Consider the following 16,843-nt stretch of genomic DNA (forward strand, 5'->3'; position numbering starts at 1 on the left):
GTTACTATACATTACATATCTCCCTTTAAATGCGGAAATTTTGGTCTAAAGTTAATGCAAAAGACACTTCCAATACTTGGATTATTTACCATCTTGATTGTAGGAATGACTACTCCTGCAATGGGACAATATGACGAGTGGGATGAAAAATACAAGCAACTTCATGAAGAATTTGAAGAAAAGAGACATCAAATCGAGAAACACTTCCAAGAAGAGTTTGAAGAACTAGACAGAGACTATGAACAACAAAAGATGGAAATCTATGAAAAAATAGAGAACAATCCAGATCTTAGCGATTCAGAAATCAATGCAATGTTTGATGGATTATTCGCAGAATTTGATGAGAAGAGACAATCTCTTGAATCAGACATGATGAGACAATTCCAAGAACTTGAGGAAATGTTTGAAGAAAAATTCCGTTATCTTGATGAACAAGCAAGAGAGGAGTACGCTAATTCTGATGAAACATACAGAGACGCAACTGAGTACAATGATTATGAAGATGACAGAGATAAAGGAGAATTTTATGAAAATGATCCTGAATGGCAATCAATAGAGTCAATGGCAATGAGAATCATGGAGATGATTCCTCCAGAAAAAATCCAAAGACTTTGGGAAGCTGGAGAGATTGAGCAACTAGTAGAGTTGATTGTTTCTGAAACTGACTTGTCATATGAGCAAGCAAAGCGAGTTGTTGCATTCTTTGAAAAATATGACAACAGAGGCGATGGAAGCTATGACAATTCTGAATACGAATATCAAGAACATGATTACAACAAGTATGATTATCCAGAACACGACTATCCAGAATCTGATTATCTTAAACCATATCCAGAGCCATATCCTGTACCAACAGTAGATAATGAGCAAGTTCTAAGATTGGAGCAAAGAATATCAGAACTTGAAGAAGAAAACCAAATGCTCCGAGAAACAATCAAAGAATTAGAAGAGAAGATTTCTCAAATCAATGCAGTTCTAATGGAGCAAGTCAAATTCATCTACGAATGGGTTTCAACCCAGTAATTTCTTTTTTATTTTATTTTTAGAAATTAGCACCAGATCAAAATTTTTTGGTTCCTTAAATACGATTTTTCAATAGTTTCCTCATGAACAAAAGATACAGTTTTGATACTATTCAACAAACAGAGACAGAAAACGAGCCTGCAGTTAAGGTGTATTTGAACAATTACACAATTAAGAGAATTTGCAAGAATTGTGGAAATAGATTTGAATATAATGAAAGCGAGTATTGCTCTTCTGAATGTGTTTTTGAGGACGTAGAGAAAATCATAGTTGAGGTAAACTAAAACTAGTTTCTCTATTGCCTGTAGAGCAAAAATACTACATACCCAACATATCCTGCAATCAGTATCAGTCCTTCCTTTCTAGAAATGCTAAAGCCCTGACGCATAATTGGTAAAAGCACCAAACTAAATGCCAGCATCATTCCAACATCAACTAAAACTTGATCACTTACTGTAATGCCTGAAATCACAGAAGATATTCCAAGTATTGCTAAAATGTTGAAGATGTTACTTCCAACAATATTTCCTACACTAAGTTCAGCATGTCCCTTTTTGGCAGCGACTATGGATGTAATTAGTTCTGGAAGAGAAGTTCCTGCTGCAATTATAGTCAACCCCATAAATAATTCAGATATTCCAAAACTGTTTCCAATTATTACTGCATTATCTACAGTAAGAAAGGACCCAAAGGTTAGAAGACCAAGCCCTGCTGCAATAAATAGAATTGATTTGGGAATAATGTTTTTTTGCAATATTTGAGATGGAGTTTTTTCAGTGTCAGTGTATTTTTTCGAGCTACGATAACTAAATCCAGTAAAGACTATGATTCCTGTAACTAGTAATGCACCATCAATCAAATCTATTTTCCCATCAATAATTACTGCAAGCAAAAGAAATGAAACTCCAATCATGATTGGTATCTCTTTTCTTATCACAGACTTTGAAACAGCAATGGGACTAACTATGGCAGTAACTCCAAGTATCAGTCCAATGTTTACAATATTGCTGCCAACAACATTTCCCAAAGCCACATCTGAAAGACCTTGCATTGCAGAAGATATACTTACTACAAATTCCGGGGCGGATGTCCCAAACGCTACAACAGTCAAACCTATCACAAGTGGACTAATCCCAAACTTGCGGGATAGTGAAGTTGAACCTGAAATTAGCCTGTCGGCCCCAAAGTAAAGCATGGTTAGACCAATTCCAACAAGTAAAAAATTAAAAATTAATTCCATTATGTTTGTAGTTTATTGTAATAATTAAACCAGGTTCAGGATTCTTGAACCTTTGGTAGATTCCAGTTATACTTCATTGCAAGCAGCCTGATTCCAGTTGCAACTACAATTCCAATTATTGAAGATACCTGAATGTCTACTCCAGAAGAAAGTATTGCATAAAATACCACAATGCCAGCTACACTAGCAACAGCATAGACTTCTTTTACAAAGACGATAGGAATCTCCCTTACAAAGACATCTCGAAGTATTCCGCCACCTATTGCAGTGATTACTCCTGCAAAAAGCATTGGAAGAAACTCCAAGCCAACTACCTGGTGCGCAATAGATGCACCAATTATAGAAAACACTCCCAACCCTACTGCATCAAAGACCAGCCAAGTTGCCATCTGGCGTTTTAGTTTTGAATACAAAAAGAACATTACAACTCCTGACGCTGCTGTCAGACTGATGTAGATTGGATCAGAGAAGGCAGTTGGGAATCTGCCAAATATCATATCACGAGTTATTCCGCCAGCTACACCAACTACACTTGCCAATACAATAATTCCAAAGATGTCAGCGTTATGTGCAATTGCTTTGGAAGCTCCAGTTACTGCAAATGCAATAGTTCCCAAGTAATCTAAAATAGAGATAAACGATCCAAGTTCAAATGAAAAATCTACCATTCAATTCAAACATCGTAGCGTTGCTAATTAAGAATTGATAAAAATGGAGATCAAAAATAGATTTGAGAAAAGTAAACTCGTTTAGCCAAATAATGAAGATAATCCTTCCATGGCTGCTTCTTCGGTTTTACCTTCGTCTTTAGGTTTTTCCTCTTTCTTTGCTTCACCACCGGCTGCATCTCCGCCCTCTGCTGCTGGTGCGGCTGCTGCTGCAACGGCTACAGGTGCGGCTTTAACTGCCTCATCGATGTTGACATCGGCTAAGGCTGCAACTAGTGCTTTAACTTGGGCTTCATTAACTTCAGCGCCAGATGCTTTGACAACTGAGCTGACGTTTGCCTCGTTAACTTCTTTGTCTAGCTTGTGAAGAAGTAAAGCAGCGTAAACATATTCCATTGTATCGGGATTTTCTTACTCGATAATATAAAACTACTGTGAACTTGTGCCTAAATCCTAGTTTAGAATTTTAAGACTGCGACATACAGAGTAGAGTGTTCTCTTTAGATTCTTGTCAATTAGAGTATCCATTCTGTTTTTGAGGACACGTTTTGCCTCATCGCGTTCTGCTCCCGGTGGCAAAGACAGCACTGTATTGATAAATTCTGGCAGTGATTCGCGAATCCAACCATCAAGCATTGCATAGACTTTGGGCGGGATCAGATCACACTTGTCTTTGTCAAGATCTAGTACAGTTGCAAAGTTTTCATGTTCTACTCTATACACTAGGGCAAGTACTACATTGTCAGGAGTTGGATTCTCTAGAATTTCTCTTGAGCGTTCTCCAGTCTTTCCTTGTTCTAGTTTGTTTTTCAGGCCAACTGGATTTACAATAACTCCGCTGACCCCAACTTTTCTTCCCTCAATTCCAGTAACTGTTGCAAAGATAAAGTCATTATAATCACCATTCTTTTTTACAGAAAATACGTGGACTCCTTCTTTGAGTTGGGGTTTCTTACCAAACATGGTTTCACTGAATATGATAGTGTATTTAATGTATTATTAATTATTCAAAGTAAACCATGAAAGTTACAGTCATTGTTTGCATGCTAGTTGTTTTTGGAATCATTCCAGCTGCATTTGCTCAAAGTTATCCCGAACTGGGAGTCAAAGTAGATGTAATTGCAGAAGATCTCAAAATTCCATGGAGCATTGATTTTGCTCAAGACGGCAGAGTGTTCTTTACTGAAAGAGTTGGGACTCTGAATGTAATTGATGATGGAAAGATAATTGAACTTTTGAATCTGAGTGTAGGTGGTGGAGAAGGAGGAATGCTAGGTGTTTCACTTGATCCTAGTTTTGATGAAAATCACTATGTCTATGTCTATTACACTTACAATGAGTTTCTTGGGATAAAGAACAAACTGGTAAGATATGTAGAGGCAAACAATGTTTTGTCTGAAGACAAGGTATTACTGGAAGGAATTCCAGGTGCTCCATATCATGACGGCGGCAGAATAAAGTTTGGGCCAGACGGAATGGTGTATGTTACAACAGGAGATGCAACAAGTCCTGAACTTGCACAAGACTTGAATTCAGTTGCAGGAAAAATTTTGAGAATCAATTCAGATGGAACAATTCCTGATGACAATCCATTTGGTTCAGCAGTATACTCATATGGACACCGCAATCCGCAAGGAATTGCATGGGATGAATCAGGAAATCTAGTTGCAACAGAGCATGGGCCTTCTGGATGGCGCGGAGTTGCACATGATGAAATCAATTTGATAACTCCTGGTTCCAACTATGGATGGCCTGATGTAATTGGGGATGAGACCAAAGAAGGATTGACAAATCCAATACTGCATTCAGGAGATGATACTTGGGCCCCATCAGGTTCTACATTTTACTATGGAGACATTCCTCAGTGGAGCGGGAAATATTTTCTAGCAGCACTAAAGGGTGAACACCTGCGAGCAGTAGAATTTGATTCAGAGTATAACGTAGTATCAGAACAAGAATTATTCTCAGGTGAATTTGGCAGGCTGCGTGATGCAGTTGCAGGCCCGGATGGACTGTACATTTTGACTAGCAATCAGGACGGACGTGGCAATCCTCAATTAGGTGATGATAAGATTCTCAGAATCTCATTTCTTTATGATATGAGTAGTTCCCCTCTATGGACTAGTAACATTACCATGTGGCACTCAGAGGGATTAATCTCAGACCAAGAACTAGTTGATGCATTATCATATCTTGATGGAAGAAATATAATTTCTAAAAACTAGAGACCGCCAAACTCAGACCACTGTCGTCCTAGCTTGTTGAGTATGTCCCACGCAATTCTATCAATGTTTACGCGAGGAGTTGCAATAACTAGTACAACATAGGTTCCAAAAGGAAAACTCATCATCACTGCATTTTCTCTTCTTGAAGACGAGTACTTTACACGTCCAAGGTCTGCATCAAAGCCTTGTCTGTTTGCGACTCTGTGAGCTAGCTCCTGATAGAGCAGTCTTCTTTGTTTGTCATTTAGCATTGGTACAGACTTGCTATCAAAGCCACATGCAAGCAATTCTCCATTACCATCAATTAGTCCGCAGAATCGAATCTCAGGGTCTATCATGATGTCATCTATTCTTTCTTTGATGTCTTTGATTGGGAACTGTTCAGCCATGACACGGATAATACATTTCTTCCATATTTAATGGAGCTCCAAAATCAATTATGGTTTTAGAAAGACTTTGAGTGTTTCAGGTTTTTTTGCATGCTCAATTGCTTGAGAGAACTGCTCTAGTGGAAAAATAGAGTCAATCATGGAATCAACTGATACAATACCTGATGCAAGTGCATCAATTGCCGGCTTGAACAATCCACAACGAGAGCCAATCAGTGTAATCTCATTTACAACAGTTGGAGTCAAGTCAAGGTTTTCTCGTGATGCAATAGTAGATTTTAAAACTACAGTTCCGCGTGGCTTTACCAGCTTCATGGTGTCAGAGAATCCAGAGTTGCTTCCAGTAGCTTCGACTACCAAGTCATAGGACTGCTGGTCAGCTGACTCTATTCCAATTCTAGTTGGAATCTCAAATTTTTCTAGCAATGCAAGCTTGTGCTGATGTCTTCCAAAGCAAGTAACATCAGGGCATGACAACTTTAGAACCTGGCAAATCATCTGTGCTAGCCTGCCATCTCCTACAACTGCTACCTTCCAGTCAGGATTTAGTGAGACTTGTTCTTTGATTTCAAATGCTGCAGCAAGTGGTTCGACAAATACTGCCTGCTCATCAGAAATTGAATCAGGAATCACATGCAAGTTTTGCTCAGGTAGTGATAGGAATTCAGCAAATGCTCCGTCTCTTTTCAAAATACCAAGAACTGTTCTGTTAGGACAGTGTCGTTGCAATCCTTTTTTGCAAGAGTCGCAGTTGTTGCATCCAGCATTAATCTCACCTACAACTCTTTTTCCAACCAATTTAGGATTTTCAGATTTTTCTACTACTCCAACAAACTCATGGCCCAACACTCCATTGTATGCCATGTATCCATCCAAGATTTCAAGATCAGTTCCACAAATTCCAGCAAGACTCACTCTAACTAGAGATTCTCCAGGTTTTGGATCTGGATAGTTTTCATCATACTTTATTTTCTCTCCATCAAAGCAAGTTGCCTTCATCAGGAATGCTTGAAAATCTATTCCATTTTAAAATATAGATTATTTTTGATAAATTTGCAGCAATGCATACAAGTCAAACATTGAGATCAAGCTGTGCTGCTTGCCAATTACAGAATACACCATATCAAAGGGATTTGTTGTGGGTCCCAGTCCCAGTGCATGGCCTAGTTCATGTCTTGCAACCATCTCTATCTCATTGTATGACATGTCATCAACATCATACAAAATAACAAAGACTAGTTCTATTTTATCATCATTAATTTTGTATTTTGTAAAGCCATCTGTGTATTGTGGTCCTTGATTTTGTTCTCATCTACATCAAAGTCAGATTCTATTACTACATTGATTTGAGACGCATCATTCCATGGCATCAGGTAGTTCCACTCTGCTGGATTTGCAAATGAGATTGGAAACAACATCAGACCAAAAATTGCTCCCATGATCAGTGCTTTCATAAAAAAATTGCAGAGAAATTTGATTAAAACGAGGAATATGTAATTGAGGTTACAGACAGCGATTCTAGCCTCAAAAAGCAAGCCATATCGCTAATTCTTAATATCGGCAAATGGCAGGTTTTTTCATTGGATAAAAAAGAGATTCTAAAAGAATTTTCATCAGATCCTGACAAGTACTATAACGTCAAGCTGTTTTCAGAGAAGGGATTTGTAAGAAAATCATGTGCCAAGTGTGGCAGATTCTTTTGGACTCTGAATGCAGACAGGGACTTGTGCCCTGATGACGGACTAGACACGTACTCATTCATTGGAGATCCGCCAACTTCAAAGAGATTTGACTATACCCAATCATGGAAGCAGGTCGAAGAGTTTTTTGTAAAAAACAATCACACTTCAGTTAGCCGCTATCCTGTAGTGTGTCGCTGGCGTGATGACTTGTACTTTACAATAGCATCAGTTGTAGACTTTCAAAGAGTGATGGGAAGCAAGGTAGTATTTGAGTTTCCTGCAAATCCTTTGGTTGTTCCGCAAACTTGTTTGCGATTCAAGGACTTGGAAAACGTCGGAGTTACCGGACGCCACTTTTCATCATTTTGCATGATAGGGCAGCACAGCGTTCCAGATTTGGGAGGATATTGGAAAGACGAATGCGTTGATTTGGATTATAGATTACTAACTGAGCAATTTGGAATAAACAAAGACGAAGTAGTCTTTGTTGAAGATGTGTGGGCAGGCGGAGGCTCGTTTGGTCCATCACTAGAATACTTTGTGCGTGGACTGGAGCTTGGAAACGCAGTCTTTACTGAATTTCAGGGGGAGCTTGGACAACATACAACACTAGACCAGCGAGTAATTGACATGGGTGCAGGTCTTGAGAGATTTGCATGGATTACGATGGGAACGCCAACTGCGTATGACTGCTGCTTTGGCCCAATCAATCAGAAATTATTCAACACTATTGGAATTGATTCTGATTCAGAAATTTTGCGCAAGTACTTTACTGAAGTTGCAAAAGTAATTGATCACTATGATGACTTGAATGAGGTAAGACGAATTGCAATAAAGAATGCAGGAATTACAGATGAGCAGATGCAAAAGATGATCACGCCGCTGGAGGGAATGTATCTGATTGCAGATCACTTGCGTACTTTGATATTTGCAATTACTGATGGTGCGCTTCCATCAAATGTTGGCGGCGGATACAACTTGAGAATGATGTTGCGTCGAATCAATGCAACCATTTCAAAACTAAATGTAAAACTGGACATTGATGACTTGATTGATGCTCATGTAGACTATCTCAAGGACACGTATCCCGAACTTGATGAGAAGAGAGATGATGTAAAATCAATACTAAAACTCGAATCTGCAAGATACGAGGAATCCAAAGTTCACATGAAGAAAAAAGCAGACAAGATAAAGGAAAAAGGAACTCCATCAGTTGATGAACTAATTACATACTACGAATCAGACGGAATCACTCCTGAATATCTTAAAGAAGTCGATGCAATTTCAGAGATTCCATCATCATTTTATTCCAAGTTATCTGATTTGCACCAGTCTGACAAGAAAAAGGCAATTGCAGAACTTCCACTAGAAGGACTGCCAGAAACTGAAACTCTATTTTACCAAGACGACCCAATGGAGTTTTCAGCCAAGGTACTCAAGGTAATTAAGGATATGGTAATTTTAGATAGGACATCATTTTACGCACGGGGTGGAGGCCAAGAGCCAGACCACGGAACAATAGCAGGATTTTCAGTAACAGATGTAGACAAGCATGCAAACATTATCGTTCACAAGCTAGAGGACGGCACTCCAAAAGAAGGTGAGACCGTTTCATGCAAGGTTGATGAGACACGCCGCTCCAACATTACAAAAAACCATACCAGTACCCACATCCTTAATGCATCATCACGCAAAGTTTTGGGTTCATGGATTTGGCAGCATTCAGCTTTCAAAGAAGATGATCATGCCAGACTAGACATTACTCATCACTCTTCTCTATCTAATGACGAGATCAAAAAAATAGAAGATGCAGCTAACAACATGGTAAAACAAAATCTTAATGTCAACATTGACTATTACGATAGAGGAACTGCAGAGCAGACATATGGATTTAGAATTTACCAGGGAGGAGTTGTTCCAGTAAAAGCTGTTAGAATTGTTTCAATTGAAGACCAAGATGTTGAAGCATGTGGTGGAACACATGTCAAAAAAACTGGCGACATTGAGCTAATCAAGATTACAAAGACTAAACGCATTCAAGACGGAGTGGTTCGTCTAGAGTTTGTATCAGGTCCTGGCGCATTTGAATATGAGAAGCTGCAAGCTCAAGAATTAAAGAGAAAAGAAGAAGAAGCAAAGCAAAAAGAAGAGCTAGAAAAGAAACGTGAAGAAAACAAGCAAAAGACAAGAGAAAAGATTCCAGTACTACTAGAAAAGATTCTAGCTGGAGAATCAGTAGAAGAAGACGGAATATTCACCAAAGGAAAGTTGTGCTTTACTGCAAATCCTGATTATGATGATTATTTCCACCAGAACTTTGGCAAGAAAATAGTTGGAAAAGATGCAACAGCTGCATTTTGTGGAATCTTTGAAGCTGACCCAACAGTTCGTGTAATAGTGTTCTCAGGTGAGCAATCAGGGGTTAATGCAGGCGAGATTGCCCGAGAAATAGCCTCAATTTTGGGCGGTTCTGGTGGTGGAGATGCCAAATTTGCCCAAGGCGGTGGAAAAGACACATCTAAAAAAGACGAGGCAATAGCCAAAGCGAAATCGATGATTTTAGGATGAGACAATGACAATTAACTGGACTGAGATTGAAAAAAAGTGGCGAGACAAATGGGCCAAATCAAAAGACTTTGAGACAAACCCAAATGACAAACCAAAAAAATTCATTACAGTTGCATATCCATATCCAAACTCTCCGCAACATATCGGACATGGAAGAACATACACACTAGCTGATGTTCATGCAAGATTTTATCGAATGAAAGGATACAATGTACTATTCCCAATGGGATTCCATTATACGGGAACACCTGTACTTGGCATGGCAAAAAGAATCGAGTCTGGAGAAAAAGAGATACTTGATGGGTTAAGAAACATCTACCATGTTCCTGAAGATGCAATAAAGTCATTTGTTAAACCAATAAAGATTGCAGATTACTTTCATGAAGAGATAAAATCTGGAATGATTGAGATGGGGTATTCCATTGATTGGCGTCGTGAATTTACAACTATAGTTCCAGGTTATCAGAAATTTATTGAATGGCAAATCACCACACTAAAAGAAAAGGGTAGAATCATTCAGGGTAGTCATCCAGTTGGATGGTGTCCTGTTGATCAAAACCCAGTATCACAGCACGATACAATGGGCGATGTAGAACCAAAGATTGATGATAAGAATTTCTTGATAAAGTTCAAGCTAGATGAATTTGTATTTCCAATTACGACTCTTCGACCTGAAACTATATTTGGTATTACAAATCTCTGGGTCAATCCAAATACTGTTTACAAAAAGGTGTCAGTTGATAATGAAACTTGGATAGTCTCAGAACAATGTGCAAAGAAACTAGAATTCTTTGAGAAAAAAGTATCAGTAATTGGCGAGATTCCAGGTAGTGAGATAATTGGCAAGAATGCCACTAATCATGACGGACGAGAGATTCCAATACTGCCAGCTGACTTTGTAGAGCCCAGCATGGGAACAGGATTAGTAATGTCTGTGCCTGCACATGCTCCAAAAGACTATCAGGCATTGATGGATTTGAAGGCAAAAGGACACGAACTGGCCTCAAAATTAGAGCCTATTCCAATTATTGGTACAGAAGGATATGGCGCCATTCCAGCAAAAGACATTGTAGAGAAAATGGGAATCTCAGACCAGTCTGATGACAAGTTAGAAGAGGCTACCAAGGAACTATATCTCAAAGAATTTACTGATGGAAAGCTAAATGACAAATGTGCACAGTTTGAAAATGAGAAGGTACAGTTTGGTCGAGACAAAATTAGAGTTTGGTTGCAAGAAAATAATTTTCTAGAAAAATTCCCAGTGTTAGAGAATGCACCGGTGAAATGTCGCTGCGGAGCTGAATGTGTTGTAAAAATATTGAACAACCAGTGGTTCTTGAACTATGGCGATGAAGAATGGAAGGGATTAGCTCGCAAATGTTTAGATGAGATGAACATTCTACCTAACAATATCAAGACAGAGTTTGTTGAAGTAATTGATTGGTTGCATGAGCGAGCTTGTGCAAGACAACAGGGACTTGGAACTAAACTACCATGGGACAAGGACTGGATTGTAGAGTCATTATCAGACAGTGTAATTTACATGGCATACTATACTATATCGAGATTTGTAAATGATGGAACAGTACAACCTGAGAATCTTAGCAAAGAATTCTTTGATTATGTTTTGTTAGATAAAGGCGATGTGACACAAGCTGCCAATTCATCAAATCTTTCTGAAGATGTAATTAATACAATGAAAAAAGAATTCCAATACTTTTATCCAGTTGATTCAAGGCATTCGGGTCGTGATTTGGTACAGAACCACTTGTCATTTTTTGTACTAAACCACGTTGCAATCTTTGATAAAAAATTGTGGCCACAAGAAATTGTTGTTAACGGTAGTGTGATGATGGATGGAGCTAAAATGTCAAAGAGTATGGGAAACATCATTCCATTGCGAGCTGCAATAAAAGATCATGGTGCAGACCCAATTAGATTGGCAATCATATCGTCTGCTGAATTACTCCAAGATGCTGATTTTAACATGGAGTCAGTTTCAGGCATTCAAAGCAAGCTAGAGTCGCTTTTAGAGGAGTGCTCTAGGCTCAAAAAAGGTCAGATTGGCAATTTGCAAGCAGAAGACAGGTGGATTCTCTCCAAAACCCAGAGCAAAATAGCTGAAGTCACAGAAGCAGTAGAAAAAATGAGATTGCGCGAGGCACTACATGATATCTTGTTTACATTTGAGACTGACTTGAGCTGGTATCAAAAACGAGTTCAAGCAAAAGAACGAGGAGATGTTTCAGGAATTTTACACCAGATAAATTCTGCTCGAGTTGCAATGCTGTCTCCATTTGCACCACATGTTAGTGAGGAGATGTGGGAAAAATTAGGAAATTCAGAACTAGTATCAAAGGCACAATGGCCAGAATATTCTAAAGATGATGTAGATGCTGTATCAATTCAAGCTGAAGAGTTGTTAAAATCAACTATAGATGATATTGCAAGTATTCTCAAGGTTACAAAAATCACTCCAAAAAAAATTGTAATCTATGTAAACTCAGATGAAATAAAATCCAAAATCTATCGCAAGATACTTAGTATCATGGTAGGCGGTCAAAACAACATGGGAGTTGTGATGAAGGAGTTAATTGCAGATCCTAATACTGCTGATGCCAAAAAGATGCCAGACTATGTACAAAAAGTAATCAAGGATTTGCATTCTGAATCTGAGAGTATCAAAAGAATGAAGCTTGAAGCTGAATCCTTTGATGAAAAAGAGTTCCTAAAATCAGAACTATCAAGCATTGGTAAGAAAGAGTTTGGAGTAGATATTACAGTGTATTCTAAATCAGATGATGATATCTATGATCCAAAGGGAAAAGCTAGACATGCAAGGCCATTCAAACCTGCAATACTGATTGAGTGATTTAGTCGTTCTAAGAGAATTATAATTTTAGATGTAATTCTAGGCTTTAGCTAATTTACATTGAATTGCAGGAGAACTAAATATTTTATGGTGAATTTATCGTAAGTGAAAATTGATCAGCAAAGACAGATGGCACTACAACTGCAGGATAGTCTAAACCTGAAACATCAGATTAACTGCGCTTACATTCCACAAATAATCATCGTCATTTAATGGAATATGAGTGTATGATTGCAATGATAGATGTACAATCTCAACGGATCCTCCAATTTTTTCTACTTGCGCCATACTATTACTACATCATACTAGCATGAGAACAATTCCAAAAGCGAAATGTCAGATATGAATAATTGTTCTTTTATACTAGATTGCAAAAAATCAAAAAAGTTGCATAGTTATAGATTGAAATTTCAGTAAAAACAGGAGCAGACAGTGAGAAAACAAACAATCACAACTCTAAACAAAAAGATCAAAGATTGTCAAAAATGCCCAAGACTATCTACATACATCAGAGATGTTGCCAAAACCAAAGTCAGGCGATTCAAAGAAGAATCATACTACGGCAGACCACTATCAGGATTTGGAGACATTAAGGCAAAACTGCTCATAATAGGATTGGCACCTGCAGCGCACGGCGGAAACAGAACAGGCAGAATGTTTACAGGTGATTCATCAGGTGACTGGGTAGCAAAAGTAATGCACAAGACAGGGTTTGCAAATATACCAATTTCTCAGACCACCAATGACGGACTGGTACTAAATAACGCATACATTACAGCTGCAGTAAGATGCGCACCTCCACAAAACAAGCCAACAAAAGAGGAGATGCAAAACTGCCACCCATATCTTGAGCAAGAACTCCAGATACTAGGTAACGTCACAACCATACTATGTCTTGGAAAAATAGCATATGATCCCACATGCAAGTTACTCCAAGTAAAGCCAGAAAAGTTTGGACACAACAAGACATTTCATTACAACACCATAACAGTAATCACGTCTTATCATCCATCAAAGCAAAACACACAGACAGGCAGACTGTCTTGGAGTGACTGGTATGCAGTATTCAAAAAGGCAAAAAAACTAGCTAGATAGTCACGCAAATTTCAAATTTAAATTAATGCTACAATTCTCAAATTAAAAAAAGAGTCATTCCACTCTAATTTGTATGGCGCATAAACAATACATGTCAGCAATCCCAAATAAAAAAATGAAAAAATCAAATTCCAAATCAATTATAACAATTGCAGCAGTACTTGCAGGTATCGGATTGGCACTTTTGGCATATCTGATGTTTTATGTCGCACCAGATGAGAATATAGAGCTAGTCAAGATAATAGCAATTACAGATAACGGTTGTATTGCAGAGACACTTGATGGATATGCAGTAAACATTGGAAATTGCCAAGGAAAGTCTGGAGACTATGTCAATGCACTAGTTGATCAAAAGCTCAAAGAAAGAGCTGCACTGATGAATCCGACAAGCTAGTTTTTTACAATTCGTTTATTGCGTCTTGGATGCCATCAACCCATCCACCAACGTTGAACACCCCAAACTTGTAGACTTTCTCTCCGCTACTGGTACGAACACTGATGCATGCCTTTTTCATGATCAGCCCCTCCCTCCAGGTCCTCACTATATCAGATAAGGGAATATCAAGCAGTGTCTCTCCCATGCTTTTTGAGAAATCCATTACACGAGACTTTGTCTTGTCAAATGCAATTCTCGTGGTAGTTAGAGTCAGTATCCCAGGACCAAGATTGTCTTCGTTGCAGTCTTCTTGCTGTAGTTTTTTCTCACTCATGTCTTGCTTTGAGTAGTCTGGCAACTTCTGCAACTAGTTTTTCGTCTTTGTTTACCAAATCAATTAGTGCCTTTTTGTATTCTTGGTCGCCCCACTTGTCTTGTGCAAACATCTGCTTTACCAAATTTACAATATCAGACTTGTTTTTCTGGTGATCATGTCGTGCATTATCTAGATTATCCAATGGTTTGGATTAGTTACAATACAAAATTAATCTTTAGTAATTCATTTTTCGATATCAAAATAATTAAAATAAAAAAAAGTTAGCACTATTAAATATATTATCACCATGTTAAATATGATAAACGAAAAATCCCACTAATGGCACAAATAAATGAAACAGCAGTAGAACAAAATCTCAATATCGGTATTGCTGATCAAGACAGAGAAGGGGTAGTCAGTATACTTACTTCCTTGCTCTCTGATGAGTATGTCCTGTATACAAAAACAAGAAACTATCACTGGAATGTGGTTAGTCCGCATTTTAATGACTATCACAAATTCTTTGAAGGTCAATATGGAGAAATCGAAGTCATAATTGATGATATCGCAGAGAGAATTCGACAACTTGGAGGAAAAGCAATTGCTACACTTGATGAATTAAAGTCACATGCAAGGCTACCAGAGCATCCTGGTCAATACCCTACAGATAGAGAGATGTTTGCCAATCTTGTCTCAGACCAGGAATCAATTATCAGAAATCTGAGAGAGGATCTTGAAAAATCTGACAAGAGTTTCCACGATATGGGAACAAGCGATTTTTTGACAGGATTAATGGAGCAACACGAAAAAATGCTTTGGATGCTACGTGCAACAGCTCCTACATCCTAATCTTTTTTTATTTTTATAAATAATTTAATTACTTTGGATTCATATCTCTAAAGTGAATTCAAGTGAAGGCAGATCTGTATAGCATTAGAAGATAATACATCTTTCTTATCACGAATTCACTACTGGTCTATAGTGTTTGTAATAATTAAGATAGGTTCCAGTTGATTTCATTTAGTATCAAATCAATTCATGCAGATCTTAATTGCTTGTTTTGCTAAAGTGGTTTTGGAGGAAACAGAAAAAAATCCATCTAGAAACAATTGAGAATAGTCTAAACAGTGATTTATTACAATCTATGTTTTGCTCTTTAGTTGTTTCTTTATGGAATTACTCTAGAAGGTGAATCGATATGATTTATGATATTTTACATGGTTTTGAAAAACATGTACCACACAACACTGATGAAGTCCGTTACAAAGTTTTGACGCCTGCTTACAGGTTTGTCACATCAACTGACTTTGTCATAGGTGTTATTGTAGTAGCATTGGTTCTAGCATTAATGCTGCTTCCAACAGCCTTTGCAATGACACAAGTAAACATTGAACGTGCATCCATAAAGGAACTCTATGTAGAGTTTAATGGGACATATCACTTGTATGCATTTAAGTTGTGTGCAGGAGACAAGCCATTACGCTATGCCAAAATCATAGTAACTTCTGACTCGAGTATGGTGACTGTAGACGTTAACAAGACCATAAAGGAAAACAAGTGCAGAAACTTTGGTGTAAACATCACTGCCGATAATGTCGACAGCATACATGCAAAACTAGTAAAACAAATTAGAGCATAACTCTAATAGTTGGATCAATGGCATGATCCAATTTTTCTTTTTAACCAGATTAGTTTTCTTGTGATTTTTTCATGAATTTTGTTAATAATATAAACAAATTCCTTTCTCAGATTTCAAACTCCAACACTTCTCATGGCAGCACATGCCTTGTTTCCCTTGCTCCAGCACTTGCAAGAACATGACACTGCCTTTCCGCTCTTGATATCTTTGACTACTTTATGAAATACTCCCTCTCTAACCTTTGATGGAATGGTTAGTGTTTCGTATTTCTCAGAGTCCATAAAATTATTAGAAAAATTCTCAATTTAAAAATTTAGAATCCTTCCTCATTGGTGTCAGGTTGTGCATTAACGCTCTCAAAAGTCATCTCTTGTTTCTGACAAGATTCACATTTTTCCCACATGCCAAACTCGTTTCTGATTTTTCCCTTGCCATCGCATCTCAAACATGGCATAAAATTTCTACAAGGCACAAAAACTTAAGATTTTTGATAGTCTTACTTTTTTGCCTTTTGTGGTTTGGAATGAGCCTTTACCATGTGCCTCATTGTTCTTTGAGGATCATTAAACTCCATCTTGCATATCTTGCAGACAAGACCAGGCTCTTCCTGCTTCTTTTTGAAGAGATTCATGGAAATGACGCAGGTTGGTTTCAATATTAATTGTGAAAAGGCAAAGAGTGTAGATTTTAGTTAAAAAAAATCAATACAGGAAATTTGGAGTATGGATAAATATGCGAAATGGTAATTTG

At 37.9% G+C, this 16,843-nt stretch carries 23 protein-coding genes; 9 read left to right on the forward strand and 14 right to left on the reverse strand.

The genetic code is table 11. From position 1 onward, the window contains the following. The first annotated feature begins 54 nt into the window (after positions 1 to 54). Both NPIRD3C_RS09555 and NPIRD3C_RS09560 read left to right on the forward strand, forming a co-directional pair. Positions 55 to 1,023 (forward strand): hypothetical protein, encoded by a 969-nt coding sequence (locus tag NPIRD3C_RS09555; RefSeq protein WP_148703923.1) that lies wholly within the window; start codon positions 55 to 57, stop codon positions 1,021 to 1,023. 83 nt (positions 1,024 to 1,106) lie between these two features. Beyond that, positions 1,107 to 1,307 carry a hypothetical protein gene (locus NPIRD3C_RS09560; protein ID WP_148703924.1) on the forward strand — a complete coding sequence of 67 codons (201 nt, stop codon included), beginning with the start codon at positions 1,107 to 1,109 and terminating at the stop codon, positions 1,305 to 1,307. 11 nt (positions 1,308 to 1,318) lie between these two features. Here NPIRD3C_RS09560 and NPIRD3C_RS09565 read toward each other — a convergent pair whose 3' ends face one another. From NPIRD3C_RS09565 to NPIRD3C_RS09580, 4 genes are all read right to left on the reverse strand, one after another. Continuing rightward, positions 1,319 to 2,263, reverse strand: coding sequence for a calcium/sodium antiporter (locus NPIRD3C_RS09565; RefSeq protein ID WP_148703925.1), 945 nt, complete (start codon positions 2,261 to 2,263; stop codon positions 1,319 to 1,321). Between the two features lie 35 nt (positions 2,264 to 2,298). After that, positions 2,299 to 2,931 (reverse strand): trimeric intracellular cation channel family protein, encoded by a 633-nt coding sequence (locus NPIRD3C_RS09570; RefSeq protein WP_148703926.1) that lies wholly within the window; start codon positions 2,929 to 2,931, stop codon positions 2,299 to 2,301. A gap of 81 nt (positions 2,932 to 3,012) precedes the next feature. Further along, positions 3,013 to 3,327, reverse strand: a complete 315-nt coding sequence (gene rpl12p / locus NPIRD3C_RS09575) for a 50S ribosomal protein P1 (RefSeq protein WP_148703927.1) — start codon at positions 3,325 to 3,327, stop codon at positions 3,013 to 3,015. Positions 3,328 to 3,384: 57 nt separating this feature from the next. Then, positions 3,385 to 3,894: a hypothetical protein gene (locus tag NPIRD3C_RS09580; protein WP_148703928.1), complete on the reverse strand. Its 510-nt coding sequence runs from the start codon at positions 3,892 to 3,894 to the stop codon at positions 3,385 to 3,387. A 56-nt stretch (positions 3,895 to 3,950) separates the two neighbouring features. On the opposite strand from NPIRD3C_RS09580, the gene NPIRD3C_RS09585 reads away from it, so the two are divergent. Further along, on the forward strand, positions 3,951 to 5,156 hold the full coding sequence (locus NPIRD3C_RS09585) for a PQQ-dependent sugar dehydrogenase (protein ID WP_148703929.1): 1,206 nt from the start codon (positions 3,951 to 3,953) through the stop codon (positions 5,154 to 5,156). Here NPIRD3C_RS09585 and NPIRD3C_RS09590 read toward each other — a convergent pair. From NPIRD3C_RS09590 to NPIRD3C_RS09605, 4 genes are read right to left on the reverse strand one after another with little or no spacing between them, the layout of a single operon-like run. Continuing rightward, positions 5,153 to 5,545, reverse strand: coding sequence for a DUF6659 family protein (locus NPIRD3C_RS09590; protein ID WP_148703930.1), 393 nt, complete (start codon positions 5,543 to 5,545; stop codon positions 5,153 to 5,155). The genes NPIRD3C_RS09585 and NPIRD3C_RS09590 overlap by 4 nt on opposite strands. 48 nt (positions 5,546 to 5,593) lie before the next feature. Then, positions 5,594 to 6,544, reverse strand: a complete 951-nt coding sequence (locus NPIRD3C_RS09595; protein WP_148703931.1) for an MDR/zinc-dependent alcohol dehydrogenase-like family protein — start codon at positions 6,542 to 6,544, stop codon at positions 5,594 to 5,596. A gap of 39 nt (positions 6,545 to 6,583) precedes the next feature. Beyond that, positions 6,584 to 6,769 (reverse strand): matrixin family metalloprotease, encoded by a 186-nt coding sequence (locus NPIRD3C_RS09600; protein ID WP_148703932.1) that lies wholly within the window; start codon positions 6,767 to 6,769, stop codon positions 6,584 to 6,586. A 17-nt stretch (positions 6,770 to 6,786) separates the two neighbouring features. Further along, positions 6,787 to 6,999: a hypothetical protein gene (locus NPIRD3C_RS09605; protein ID WP_148703933.1), complete on the reverse strand. Its 213-nt coding sequence runs from the start codon at positions 6,997 to 6,999 to the stop codon at positions 6,787 to 6,789. Between the two features lie 126 nt (positions 7,000 to 7,125). Between NPIRD3C_RS09605 and alaS the strand changes: the two genes are divergently transcribed. Both alaS and leuS read left to right on the forward strand, forming a co-directional pair. Next, positions 7,126 to 9,795 carry an alanine--tRNA ligase gene (gene alaS, locus NPIRD3C_RS09610; protein WP_148703934.1) on the forward strand — a complete coding sequence of 890 codons (2,670 nt, stop codon included), beginning with the start codon at positions 7,126 to 7,128 and terminating at the stop codon, positions 9,793 to 9,795. A 4-nt stretch (positions 9,796 to 9,799) separates the two neighbouring features. Further along, the gene (leuS, locus tag NPIRD3C_RS09615) at positions 9,800 to 12,667 is read left to right on the forward strand and encodes a leucine--tRNA ligase (RefSeq protein ID WP_148703935.1); all 2,868 of its coding nucleotides are present in this window, start codon (positions 9,800 to 9,802) and stop codon (positions 12,665 to 12,667) included. 153 nt (positions 12,668 to 12,820) lie between these two features. On the opposite strand, the gene NPIRD3C_RS11035 is transcribed toward leuS, so the two are convergent. Then, positions 12,821 to 12,955 (reverse strand): hypothetical protein, encoded by a 135-nt coding sequence (locus NPIRD3C_RS11035; RefSeq protein WP_255464600.1) that lies wholly within the window; start codon positions 12,953 to 12,955, stop codon positions 12,821 to 12,823. 144 nt (positions 12,956 to 13,099) lie between these two features. On the opposite strand from NPIRD3C_RS11035, the gene NPIRD3C_RS09620 reads away from it, so the two are divergent. Further along, positions 13,100 to 13,762, forward strand: a complete 663-nt coding sequence (locus NPIRD3C_RS09620) for a uracil-DNA glycosylase (protein WP_148703936.1) — start codon at positions 13,100 to 13,102, stop codon at positions 13,760 to 13,762. A gap of 73 nt (positions 13,763 to 13,835) precedes the next feature. After that, positions 13,836 to 14,156, forward strand: coding sequence for a hypothetical protein (locus NPIRD3C_RS10910; RefSeq protein ID WP_237087662.1), 321 nt, complete (start codon positions 13,836 to 13,838; stop codon positions 14,154 to 14,156). 4 nt (positions 14,157 to 14,160) lie between these two features. Here NPIRD3C_RS10910 and NPIRD3C_RS09630 read toward each other — a convergent pair whose 3' ends face one another. Both NPIRD3C_RS09630 and NPIRD3C_RS09635 read right to left on the reverse strand, forming a co-directional pair. Next, complete coding sequence (locus NPIRD3C_RS09630; protein WP_148703937.1) at positions 14,161 to 14,472, reverse strand: hypothetical protein; 312 nt, start codon at positions 14,470 to 14,472, stop codon at positions 14,161 to 14,163. Continuing rightward, positions 14,465 to 14,656: a hypothetical protein gene (locus NPIRD3C_RS09635; RefSeq protein ID WP_148703938.1), complete on the reverse strand. Its 192-nt coding sequence runs from the start codon at positions 14,654 to 14,656 to the stop codon at positions 14,465 to 14,467. Before NPIRD3C_RS09635 ends, NPIRD3C_RS09630 begins: the two co-directional genes overlap by 8 nt. Before the next feature lie 137 nt (positions 14,657 to 14,793). Here NPIRD3C_RS09635 and NPIRD3C_RS09640 point away from each other — a divergent pair, with 137 nt between their 5' ends. Beyond that, positions 14,794 to 15,303, forward strand: coding sequence for a Dps family protein (locus NPIRD3C_RS09640; protein WP_148703939.1), 510 nt, complete (start codon positions 14,794 to 14,796; stop codon positions 15,301 to 15,303). Between the two features lie 349 nt (positions 15,304 to 15,652). Beyond that, positions 15,653 to 16,093, forward strand: a complete 441-nt coding sequence (locus tag NPIRD3C_RS09645) for a hypothetical protein (protein ID WP_148703940.1) — start codon at positions 15,653 to 15,655, stop codon at positions 16,091 to 16,093. A 113-nt stretch (positions 16,094 to 16,206) separates the two neighbouring features. On the opposite strand, the gene NPIRD3C_RS10775 is transcribed toward NPIRD3C_RS09645, so the two are convergent. From NPIRD3C_RS10775 to NPIRD3C_RS11040, 3 genes are read right to left on the reverse strand one after another with little or no spacing between them, the layout of a single operon-like run. Further along, on the reverse strand, positions 16,207 to 16,374 hold the full coding sequence (locus tag NPIRD3C_RS10775) for a hypothetical protein (RefSeq protein WP_182126026.1): 168 nt from the start codon (positions 16,372 to 16,374) through the stop codon (positions 16,207 to 16,209). Positions 16,375 to 16,406: 32 nt separating this feature from the next. Beyond that, positions 16,407 to 16,547, reverse strand: coding sequence for a hypothetical protein (locus NPIRD3C_RS10780; RefSeq protein WP_182126027.1), 141 nt, complete (start codon positions 16,545 to 16,547; stop codon positions 16,407 to 16,409). 42 nt (positions 16,548 to 16,589) lie between these two features. Continuing rightward, positions 16,590 to 16,724, reverse strand: coding sequence for a hypothetical protein (locus NPIRD3C_RS11040; RefSeq protein WP_255464602.1), 135 nt, complete (start codon positions 16,722 to 16,724; stop codon positions 16,590 to 16,592). Positions 16,725 to 16,843: the final 119 nt, after the last annotated feature.

Origin of the sequence: Nitrosopumilus piranensis (genome assembly GCF_000875775.1) — an archaeon.
Lineage (GTDB): Archaea > Thermoproteota > Nitrososphaeria > Nitrososphaerales > Nitrosopumilaceae > Nitrosopumilus > Nitrosopumilus piranensis.